Below are 9788 nucleotides of genomic sequence, written 5' to 3' on the forward strand. Positions count from 1 at the left end.
GGGACGGCACGCGGAATGCGAAAGGCCCCGGCATCCCCCGACGTGCTCGTCGCCGGCGCCGGAGCCTGGGGCCTCGCCGCCGGACTCCTCTGCGCCCGCGCCGGGCTCTCCGTCCTGGTCGTCGACGCTGCGGCGCCCGGGGCCGGGGCGAGCGGCGGCCTCGTCGGCGCGCTCGCGCCCCACGCCCCGCATCCCTGGTCGGCCCGCAAGGCCGCGCAGGCCGTCGCCCTCGCCGCCGCCCCCGCGTTCTGGGCCGCCGTCGCCGCGGAGGGCGGCCTCGATCCCGGCTACGCCGCAACCGGCCGCGCCCTGCCCCTCCGCGACCCCGCCGCCCGCGCCCGCGCCGAAGCCGCCGGCGCCGCCGCCGCCCGCCACTGGCCAGCCCGGGAGCGCCCGTCCCCCGCCGACGGCGCTCGCGCCCCGGAGGCGCCCACCTGGCCCGGAACGCGAGGCGACCCCGCCGCGCCCGCGACGCCACCCGACCTCGCCGCACCGGCGGCGGCCTCCTCACACGCCGCACCGGCGTCGGCATCCGCACACGCCGCACGGGAGGCGCCACGCGGCGGCGCCGCGCCCCTCGACCTCGCCCGGCCCGACACGCTCCGCGACCCCGCCGCGGCTTCCGGCCTCGGCGCCGCCCGGCTTCTGCCGTCGTCCGACCCCACGCTCGGGCAGGGCGGGCCCGGGGATCCCCGCCCGACCTGGGAGGTCGTCGCCGCCGACGCCCTCCCCGGCTGGCTCGATCCCGCCGCCGCGCCCGCCGGCCTCGTCCGCGAGACCCTGTCCGCCCGCCTCGTCCCCCGCGCCGCCGTCGCCGCCCTCGCCGCCGCGCTCCGCGCCCGCGGCGGGGTCATCCGCCGCGGCTGGCCCGTCACCGCGGTCGAGGACGGCGCGCTCCGCTCCGGCGCCGAGCGCATCGCCGCCGGCCTCGTCGTGCTCGCCGCCGGCGCCGGCACGGCCCGCCTCGCCCCCGGGCTCCCCCTCGCCGCCGTCAAGGGCCAGGCCGCGCTCCTCGCCGCCGCCGCCCCGCCCGGCGCGCCGATCCTCCACGCCGACGACCTCTGGATCGTCCCCCGCCCCGACGGCGTCGCCGTCGGCGCCACCGCCGAGCCCGCCTGGGAGGCACCCCACACCACCGACGCCCGCCTCGACGCCCTCCTCGCCCGAGCCCGCGCGCTCTGCCCCGCCCTTGCCGCCGCCCCGGTCGCCGAGCGCTGGGCCGGCCTCCGCCCCCGCGGCGCCCGGCCCGACCCGCTCCTCAACCGCCTGCCCGGCTGCGAGCGAACCCTCGTCGCCACCGGCGGCTTCCGCACCGGCCTCGCCACCGCCCCGCAGGCCGCCGCCCTCGTCGCCGCCTTCGCCGCCGGCGAGACCCCGACCCTCCCCCCGGGATGGTCCCTCGCAGATCACCGGGCAACCGCCACAAGGGCTCGCTGATCACGGGGCTCGACCTGCGACGCGACCAGATCCAGGAACTCCGCGGCAGTTGTCGGCCGCAGAGCGCCACGTCGCGTTCCTGGAGCGCAGGCGCCCCGCAGGAAAGGCAAGCGATCGCCGCTGGCCCTGCCCGGCCACCTTGCTGCCCGGTGTCAGGTCACCGGGCGAGGAGCCGCGCGGTGGCCGCCGCCTCGCGCCCGCGGCTCGACAACCCGCGGCGCCGCCGTCATCCTCGCCCCCGAAGCCCGGGCGCAGATCTGCGGGGAGGAGGCCAATGCGCGTCACCGAGTTGCGGCGACCCTTCGGGGCGGCCTGGCGCGATCTCGCCGGCGTCCGCGGCGGCGTGACGGCGCCCCCTGCGCGCCAAATCGCCCGCGCCCGCCTCCACGCGGCGCTCGACGCGCGCCGGCACCCCTGAGGGCCCGACCCATGGACTTCGCCCTCTCCCCCGAGATCGACGCGACCCGCCTCAAGGTCCGCGCCTTCGTCCGCGAGCATATCCTGCCGGTCGAGACCGACCCCGCCGCCCGCGACGACCACGAGAACATCTCCGAGGCCGTACTCCGCGCGCTCCGCGACAAGGTCCGCGCCGCCGGCCTCTGGGCGCCGCAGATGCCGCGCGCCCGCGGCGGCCTCGGCCTGCCGGTCGTGGGCATGGCCGCGCTCTACGAGGAGATGAACTACTCGATCTTCGGCCCTGCCTGCTTCAACGCCTGCGCGCCGGACGACGGCAACATGATGGTGCTGGAGAAGGTCGCGACCGAGGCCCAGAAGGCGCGCTGGCTGCAACCCATCGTCGACGGAAAGGTCCGCTCCGCCTTCGCGATGACCGAGCCCGCCCCCGGCTCCGGGTCCGACCCCTCGATGATGCGGACCCGGGCCGAGCGCCGCGGCGACGCCTGGCGCGTCCATGGTCGGAAATGGTTCATCACCGGCGCCGAGGGCGCGGCGCATTTCATCCTAATCGCCCGCACCTCCGACGACGCGCGCCGCGGCCTCTCGGCCTTCCTCTTCCACAAGGACCAGCCCGGATGGGAGATCCTGCGGCGCATCCCGATCATGGGCCCGGAGGAGCACGGCGGCCATTGCGAGATCGTCTTCGACGGCCTCGAGATCCCGGACGAGAACCGGCTGATGGAGGTCGGCGACGGCCTGCGCCTCACCCAGATCCGCCTCGGGACCGCGCGGCTCACCCATTGCATGCGCTGGCTCGGCCTCGCCAAGCGCGCGCTCGCCATCGCCCGCGACTACGTGGAGCGGCGCGACTCCGGCGGCATCCGCCTGATCGACCGCGAGACGGTGCAGACGAAGCTCGGCGAGGCGGCGATGCAGATCGAGATGGGCCGGCTGCTGACCATGCGCGCCGCCTGGGCGCTCGACCAGGGCAGCTTCGCGCGCAAGGAGGTGTCGATGGCCAAGGTCGTCGTCTCCGAGACGCTGCATGCGGCCGTCGACCTCGCGATCCAGCTGAACGGCGCGCGCGGCTACTCCAGGGACACCCCGCTCGAATGGATCTACCGCTACGCCCGGCAGGCCCGCCTCGTCGACGGCGCCTCGGAGGTCCACAAGATGGTGCTCTCGCGCTTCCTGATGAAGGAAGGCGACGATTTCTGGCGCTGGTCATGACCGGGACGCTCACCCCGCCCCGCGCCGACCTCGACCCTGCGCCCCTCGCCGCGCTCCTGCGCGACCGCGGCATGATCGGGGCCGAGCCGCTCGCGGTCACGCGCCTGACCGGCGGCCAGTCGAACCCGACCTACCGCCTCGACGCCGGGCCGCGCCGCTTCGTCCTGCGCAAGAGGCCGCCGGGCGAGCTCCTGAAGTCGGCCCACGCCATCGACCGCGAGTACCGGGTGATCGTCGCCCTGCGCGACACCGACGTCCCGGTCCCCGTCGCCCATTTCTACGAGGAGGACGCCGGCATCGTCGGCACGCCGTTCTACGTCATGGACTTCCTCGACGGCCGCGTGTTCCTGGACCAGTCGCTGCCCGGCGTCCCGCGCGCGGATCGCGCGCCCGTCTACCGCGAGATGAACCGGGTGATCGCCGCCCTGCATGCGGTGGATCCCGAGGCCGTGGGCCTCGGCGACTACGGCCGCCCCGGCAACTACTTCGCCCGCCAGATCGACCGCTGGGGCCGGCAGATCCGCGACCATCGCCCGGGGGAGGCGCGCATCGCCGCGCTCGACGCCCTCGCCGACTGGCTGCCGGAGCACGTCCCGCCCGGCGACGCGACCGCGCTCGTCCACGGCGACTACCGCCTCGACAACCTCGTCTTCCACCCGACCGAGCCGCGGGCGATCGGCCTTCTCGACTGGGAGCTCTCGACGCTGGGCCACCCGCTCGCCGACCTCTCCTACAACTGCCTCTCCTGGCACATCCCGGCGGGCGTCTGGCGCGGCATCGGCGGCCTCGACCTCGCCGCCCTCGGCATCCCCGACGAGGCGACCTACGTCGGCTGGTACGCCGGCGCGACAGGAGCGGGGCGGATCGAGCACTGGGACTTCTACCTCGCCTACAACCTCTACCGGCTCGCGGCGATCCTGCAGGGCATCGCGCGGCGCGCCCGCGAGGGCAACGCCGCCGCCCCCGACGCCGTGGAGACCGGAGAGAAGGCCACGCCGCTGGCGGAGCTCGGCTGGCAGTTCGCCCTGCGCCATCAGGCGTCGGCGGGGGGCTGACGGAGCCATCCTGGCGGGGCCGCCTTTGGCAAGGCGGCCCCGCCAGGAAGATGTCGCACAGTGCGACAGGATCAAGCCATTGAATCAAATCCGGAATAAAGGTTGGCGCAGGGCCGAGCCGCGACGCCGGCGGCCGACCGCCCGAGCTATGCGAGTCATCGGGCTCGGGCCGGGCGGCTTCAGTGATGCAGGGCCACCCGCCGGCCGGCGACCTCGGCCACCTCGATGTCCGCGCCGAAGGCGGCGCGGAGGGGGCCCGGGGCGATCATCTCGTCGGGCGGGCCGATGCCGACCACCCGGCCCTCGCGCAGCGCGACGATGCGGTCGGCCCAGGCGGCGGCGTAGTTGATCTCGTGGACCACCACCACGATCGTCCGGCCGTGGTCGTCGGCGAGGTCGCGCAGCCGGCGCATCAGGCTGCGGGCGAAGACCATGTCGAGATTGTTCAAGGGCTCGTCGAGCAGGATGTAGTCGGTCTCCTGCGCGAAGGTCATGGCGACCAGCGCCCGCTGCCGCTGGCCGCCCGAGAGCTCGTCGAGGAAGCGGCCGGCGAGGCTGTCGAGCTCGAACCGCGCCAGCGCCTCGGCCACCGCGGCCGCGTCCGCCGGGCCGGGTCGGCCGCGGCTGCGGGGATAGCGGCCGAAGCCCACGAGGTCGCGCACCGTCAGCCGCGTGGCGATGCTGGTGTCCTGGCGCAGGGCCGCGAGCTTCAGCGCCAGATCGCGCGAGGGCGTGCGCGTCACGTCGAGGCCGTCGACGGTGATGCGCCCCGTCCGCAGGGGGATCAGCCGCGCGATCAGCGACAGGAGCGTCGACTTGCCGGCGCCGTTCGGCCCGATCAGCGCCGTCACCCCGCCGCGCGGGATGGCGAGCGTCACGTCCCGCAGGATGGGCCGGCGGCCGATGGCATGGCTGACGCCCTCGATCTCGATCATGCGGCGCGCTTTCGCAGCAGGAGGAACAGGAAGAGCAGCCCGCCCGCGAACTCCACGACGACGCTCAGCGTCCCGGCGAGGCCGAGCAGCCGCTCGAACACGGTCTGGCCGGCGACCAGCGTCAGCGCGCCGATCAGCGCCGCCGCCGGCAGGATCAGCGCATGGCGCGGCGCCCCGATCACCAGGTAGGCGAGGCTCGCGATCAGGAGGCCGAGGAAGGCGACCGGCCCGACCAGCGCGGTGGAGGCCGAGACCAGCAGCGCGACGAGGAGCAGCGTGCGGCGGATCAGCCGCTCGTGCTCGACCCCGAGCGTGACGGCCGCCTCGCGCCCCAGCGCCGCCACGTCGAGCTCGCGCCGCCAGACCCAGGCCAGCGCGAAGGCGATGGCCGAGAGCGCGACGCTCGCCGCGAGCAGCTCGCCGTCCACGGCGTTGAACCGGGCGAAGGAGGCGCCCTGGAGCACGGCGAACTCGTTCGGGTCGATCAGGCGCTGGACGAGGTTCGACAGGCTGCGGAACAGCACCCCGAAGATCACGCCGACGAGCAGCATCCGGTGCAGGTCGCTGCGGCCGCGCCCGAGCAGCCCGGCGAAGAGGAGCCCGGCGGCCGCCATCATCCCCGCCGTCTCGGCGAGGAACTTCAGCCGCGGATCGAGCGCGGCGTAGCCGATCCCGCCGAGGGCGAAGACCAGCGCCGACTGGATCAGCAGGTAGAGGGCGTCGAGGCCCATGATCGAGGGCGTGAGGATGCGGTTGCCGCTCGCGGTCTGGAAGAGCACGGTCGCCACCCCGACGGCCGCGCCGACGAGCGCCAGCGCCGCGAGGCGGGCGCCGCGCAGGGGCAGCAGGAACGACCAGCTGCCCTTCGCGCCGAGGGTCATGAAGGCGACGCCGGCGACGACGAGGAGCGCGCCGAGGAGGAGGAGCCGGCGCTCAGGCACGCCGCTCCCTCCCGAGCAGCAGCCACAGGAACAGCGCCGCGCCGACGACGCCGAGGACCGTGCCGACGGGGATCTCGTAGGGATAGCGGACGATCCGCCCGATCAGGTCGCAGGCGAGCGTCAGCCCGGCGCCGACCGCCGCCACGTAAGGCAGGCTGAGGCGCAGGTTGTCGCCCATGACCCGGCTGACGAGGTTGGGCACCACCAGCCCGAGGAAGGGCACCATGCCCACCGTCGCCACCACCGCCGCGGTCGTCATGGCGACCACGCCGAGGCCCAGCGCCTCCATGGCGCGATAGTTGAGGCCGAGCCCGAGGCTCGCCTCGCGGCCGAGGCTGGCGATGGTCAGGCGATCGGCGAAGGCGTAGGCGAGCGCGGCCAGCGCGCCGCCGAGCCAGAGCAGCTCGTAGCGGCCGCGCAGCACGCCGGAGAACTCGCCGTTGACCCAGACGGCGATGTACTGGAGCAGGTCGGTCTCGTAGCCGATGAAGGTCACGACCGCGCCGATGATCCCGCCATAGACGAGCCCGACCAGCGGCACGAGCAGCGGCTGGGCGGGCGGCAGGCGGCGCGCGACGGCGAGGAAGAGCGCGGTCCCGGCCAGCGCCATGCCGGTCGCCACCGCCATGCGGGCGGGGAGCGACGCCGCGGGCAGGAACAGCGTGGCGAGGAGCAGGCCCAGCGCCGCGCTCTCGCCGGCGCCCGCGGTGGTGGGCTCGACGAAGCGGTTGCGGGCGATCACCTGCATGACGAGCCCGGCCACCGCCATCGAGGCGCCGGTCAGCATCACCGCGATGGTGCGCGGCGCCCGGCTCGCGAAGAACAGGAGGTCGCTCCGCGGATCCTGGCCGAGGGCGCCGAGGCGCATGTCCCCGACCCCGACGGCGAGGCTCGCGAGGCAGAGCAGGCCGAGCGCGGCGATGGTGAGCCGCCCCCGGCCGGCGTTGGTCATCGCGCGAAGGCGGCCGAGAGATCCGCCAGCGTCCCGGCGATCGAGCGGACGCCGCCGCCGGCGACGTAGATCGGCGCGGCGTCGAGATAGACGACCTGGCCCTGCTTCCACGCCGTGGTGTCGGCGATCAGCGGGTTGTCGAGCGTGGCGCGAGCCGCGTCGGCGGACTCGCCGATCGCGGCGGAGCGGTCGATGACCAGCAGCCAGTCGGGATCGGCCTGCTGGACGAACTCGAAGGACACCGCCTCGCCATGGGTCGCGGCGGTCATGTCCGGCACGGCGGCGGGGAGGTCGAGCGCGGCGTGGACCCAGCCGAACCGCGAGCCGGGGCCGTAGACCGAGATCTTCGGCCCGTTGGTCATCAGGACCAGCGCGTCGCCGTGGCCCGCGACCGCTTCGCGGGCGGCGGCGATCTCCGCGTCGAGCGAGGCGGCCAGCTCGGCCGCCTGCGCCTCGCGGCCGAAGAGCGCGCCATAGGCCTCGATGCGGGCGCGGGCGTCGGCGAGCAGCGTGTCGTCGCCGACGCTCATGTCGATGACCGGCGCGATCTGCGCCAGCGCGTCGTATTGCGCGGCGGAGCGGGCGCCGACCACGATCAGGTCGGGGTCGAGCGCGGCGACCGCCTCGAGGTCCGGCTCGAAGAGGGTTCCGACCGGCGCCGCGCGCACATGGTCGAGATAGGAGACGTAGAGCTTTTCCGGCGCGCCGACGGGCGCGACCCCGAGCGCGTCCAGCGTGTCGAGCGCCGCCATGTCGAAGACCACCACCCGCTCCGGGGCGCGCTCGAGCTCGGCCGGGCCGCGGGCGGTGGCGATGGCGACGGTATCGGCGAAGGCCGGCGAGAAGGCGGTGAGCGCGAGCGCAAGCGCGAAGCGGAACGTCATCGTGGCGTCTCCTGGTTGGCGTCGGGGGCAAGCGAGACCCCGACGCTGCGGCTGATCAGGGCGGGGAGCACGGTGATGTGCTCCTCGCCGGCGAAGACCTGGGTGGAGAGGGCGAGGCCCGCGGCCTCGAGCGGCGCGAGGGCAGCGGCCATCTGGCCCGCCTCGGCGACCATGTGGTCGAGCTCGTCCCCGCCCACGCCGATGAAGAGCCGCCGTCCCGAGAGGTCGGGGGGATCGGCGGCGAAGGAAGCGGCGCGGCCGAGGATCTCGCCGTCGTTCCACCAGATCGACGGGCTGCCGGCGACGTAGGTCGCGAAGAGGTCCGGACGGGTCAGGAAGGCGTGCAGCGTGAGGAGCCCGCCCAGCGAATGGCCGGTCAGGGTGCGTCGCCCGGGATCGACCGGGACGCGCCGGGCGATCTCTGGAAAAAGCTCGTCCTCCAGGAAGGCGAGGAAGACGTCGGCGCCGCCGACCTCGGGGTAGGGCTCGCCGTTGCCGCGGGGCCTGAGCGTCGCGGGATCGGCGGGGGTGGTGTAGTCGAAATAGCGCAGCGTGGTCTCGAAGGGCTGGTCGGTCGCGTAGCCGACGCCGACCGTCGCCGCCGGGCCGAAGCCCTTGGGCGGGCGGGTCTGGAGCCGCACCGCCTCGGCGGCGGTCAGGAAGGTGGCGTTGCCGTCGAGGTAGTAGAGCGCCGGGTAGCCGCCCGGAGGGGGCGGCAGGCTCGGCAGGGAGAGGAAGATGCGGTAGCGCCGGCCGGAGGCGACGGAGGTCATGTCGAAGACCTCCGCGCCCGGCACGGTCACCGCGGCGGCCGCGCCGACCGGCTCGGGCTCGGCGGCCCGCGCCGCGACGGGCGCGGCGAGGGGCAGGGCTGTGAGCAGCAGCGCGGCGAGCTTCGGCGCCAGGGACCTCCCGGTGAGCCGGGCGGCCCGTCTAACACGTGTGTTAGATGGGGTCAGCAAATTGAAATTATTGTATTTTTTCACCGCTGTTCACCGGACGGCAAGAGAGGTTAACGCGCGGCGCGGGCCGCGCGCGTGGTCGTGTCGCCGAGCCTCAGAACCGCCCGGTGAGCGAGGCGTAGTAGCGCCGGCCCTCGACGTTGAAGTCGTCCGAGACCTCGCGGGTGATCTCCTCGTTGGCGAGGTTCAGCACGCCGAGCCGGGCGCTGAAGTTGTCGTTGATCTGGTAGCTCGCGAGGATGTCGGCGGTGGTGTAGGCCTTGACCTTGTGGGCGAATTCCATGTCGCCGTTGGTGGGCACGTAGGTGTATTGCGAGCCGCTGTAGGAGACCGTGAGGTTGAGGTTCAGCTTCTCGGTCGCCCGCCAGTCGATCGCCAGGTTGGCGCTGTGCTCCGGCTGGTAGGCGAGCGGCGCGTCCAGCCCGTCGGTGGTGTTCTTGGCGTCGAGGTAGGTGTAGTTCGCCCCCACGGTCCAGTCGTCGTTGATCTCGTACGAGGCGGCGATCTCCACGCCCTGGGTGCGGGCGCTCTCGATGTTCTGGTAGGCGAACATCGGCAGGCCGTCCGCGTTGAAGCCGACGAAGTTGTCGTAGGTCGGCGCCAGCGCGATGTCGTTGGTGCGCGCCGGCGGGAACTGGATCATGTCGTCGATGTCGTTGCGGAAGGCGGTGATGTTGCCGCTGAGCGGCCCCTGCTCGTAGCGCAGGCCGACCTCGAAGCTGTCGCTGTCCTCGGGGTCCAGATCCTCGTTGCCGACCAGGTAGCAGCCGCCGCCGCAGGAGATCTGCATCCAGGCGGGCGTCATCTCGAGGAGCGTCGGCGACTTGAAGCCGGTGGACCAGCCGCCCTTCAGCGTCAGCGCCTCGGTCATACCGAATCCGCATGATTGATTCCGCGGGAGGGGATTCCTCTCGGGAATCGAAGCGTTTAGTCTGCCATGCACAAGAGCGGAGGCTGGGCATGGCGGGCGGGACTGAGCACGCGGGGGTGGAGGAG

The 9788-nt window shown here is 74.1% G+C and carries 10 protein-coding genes; 4 read left to right on the forward strand and 6 right to left on the reverse strand.

The features are described 5' to 3' along the window. Positions 1-15: 15 nt before the first annotated feature. The 4 genes from KBB57_RS04120 to KBB57_RS04135 all read left to right on the forward strand — a co-directional run bounded on the left by KBB57_RS04120 (position 16) and on the right by KBB57_RS04135 (position 4118). Complete coding sequence (locus KBB57_RS04120; RefSeq protein WP_290747180.1) at positions 16-1437, forward strand: FAD-dependent oxidoreductase; 1422 nt, start codon at positions 16-18, stop codon at positions 1435-1437. Between the two features lie 274 nt (positions 1438-1711). Continuing rightward, the gene (locus KBB57_RS04125) at positions 1712-1855 is read left to right on the forward strand and encodes a hypothetical protein (RefSeq protein WP_290747182.1); all 144 of its coding nucleotides are present in this window, start codon (positions 1712-1714) and stop codon (positions 1853-1855) included. Positions 1856-1866: 11 nt separating this feature from the next. After that, positions 1867-3063, forward strand: coding sequence for an acyl-CoA dehydrogenase family protein (locus tag KBB57_RS04130; RefSeq protein ID WP_290747184.1), 1197 nt, complete (start codon positions 1867-1869; stop codon positions 3061-3063). Continuing rightward, entirely contained in the window at positions 3060-4118 is a 1059-nt protein-coding gene (locus tag KBB57_RS04135) for a phosphotransferase (protein ID WP_290747186.1), read from the forward strand. Before KBB57_RS04130 ends, KBB57_RS04135 begins: the two co-directional genes overlap by 4 nt. Positions 4119-4297: 179 nt before the next feature. Here the strand turns inward: KBB57_RS04135 and KBB57_RS04140 are convergent, their stop codons facing one another. From KBB57_RS04140 to KBB57_RS04165, 6 genes are all read right to left on the reverse strand, one after another. Further along, complete coding sequence (locus KBB57_RS04140) at positions 4298-5053, reverse strand: ABC transporter ATP-binding protein (protein WP_290747188.1); 756 nt, start codon at positions 5051-5053, stop codon at positions 4298-4300. Then, complete coding sequence (locus KBB57_RS04145) at positions 5050-5934, reverse strand: iron chelate uptake ABC transporter family permease subunit (RefSeq protein ID WP_290747201.1); 885 nt, start codon at positions 5932-5934, stop codon at positions 5050-5052. Before KBB57_RS04145 ends, KBB57_RS04140 begins: the two co-directional genes overlap by 4 nt. Positions 5935-5986: 52 nt before the next feature. Further along, positions 5987-6946: an iron chelate uptake ABC transporter family permease subunit gene (locus KBB57_RS04150; RefSeq protein ID WP_290747190.1), complete on the reverse strand. Its 960-nt coding sequence runs from the start codon at positions 6944-6946 to the stop codon at positions 5987-5989. Further along, complete coding sequence (locus KBB57_RS04155; protein ID WP_290747191.1) at positions 6943-7830, reverse strand: siderophore ABC transporter substrate-binding protein; 888 nt, start codon at positions 7828-7830, stop codon at positions 6943-6945. Before KBB57_RS04155 ends, KBB57_RS04150 begins: the two co-directional genes overlap by 4 nt. Further along, positions 7827-8792: an alpha/beta hydrolase-fold protein gene (locus tag KBB57_RS04160; protein ID WP_290747193.1), complete on the reverse strand. Its 966-nt coding sequence runs from the start codon at positions 8790-8792 to the stop codon at positions 7827-7829. Before KBB57_RS04160 ends, KBB57_RS04155 begins: the two co-directional genes overlap by 4 nt. Positions 8793-8886: 94 nt before the next feature. After that, on the reverse strand, positions 8887-9663 hold the full coding sequence (locus KBB57_RS04165; RefSeq protein WP_290747195.1) for a TonB-dependent receptor: 777 nt from the start codon (positions 9661-9663) through the stop codon (positions 8887-8889). Positions 9664-9788: the final 125 nt, after the last annotated feature.

It is taken from the genome of Amaricoccus sp. (assembly GCF_017993425.1).
Taxonomy (GTDB): Bacteria; Pseudomonadota; Alphaproteobacteria; order Rhodobacterales; family Rhodobacteraceae; genus Amaricoccus.

Excerpts from the sequence above, each read along its gene's own strand:
- KBB57_RS04120 (WP_290747180.1), top strand. The coding sequence starts at position 16 with ATGCGAAAGGCCCCGGCATCCCCCGACGTGCTCGTCGCCGGCGCCGGA.
- KBB57_RS04125 (WP_290747182.1), top strand. The coding sequence starts at position 1,712 with ATGCGCGTCACCGAGTTGCGGCGACCCTTCGGGGCGGCCTGGCGCGAT.
- KBB57_RS04130 (WP_290747184.1), top strand. The coding sequence starts at position 1,867 with ATGGACTTCGCCCTCTCCCCCGAGATCGACGCGACCCGCCTCAAGGTC.
- KBB57_RS04135 (WP_290747186.1), top strand. The coding sequence starts at position 3,060 with ATGACCGGGACGCTCACCCCGCCCCGCGCCGACCTCGACCCTGCGCCC.
- KBB57_RS04140 (WP_290747188.1), bottom strand. The coding sequence starts at position 5,053 with ATGATCGAGATCGAGGGCGTCAGCCATGCCATCGGCCGCCGGCCCATC.
- KBB57_RS04145 (WP_290747201.1), bottom strand. The coding sequence starts at position 5,934 with ATGACCCTCGGCGCGAAGGGCAGCTGGTCGTTCCTGCTGCCCCTGCGC.
- KBB57_RS04150 (WP_290747190.1), bottom strand. The coding sequence starts at position 6,946 with ATGACCAACGCCGGCCGGGGGCGGCTCACCATCGCCGCGCTCGGCCTG.
- KBB57_RS04155 (WP_290747191.1), bottom strand. The coding sequence starts at position 7,830 with ATGACGTTCCGCTTCGCGCTTGCGCTCGCGCTCACCGCCTTCTCGCCG.
- KBB57_RS04165 (WP_290747195.1), bottom strand. The coding sequence starts at position 9,663 with ATGACCGAGGCGCTGACGCTGAAGGGCGGCTGGTCCACCGGCTTCAAG.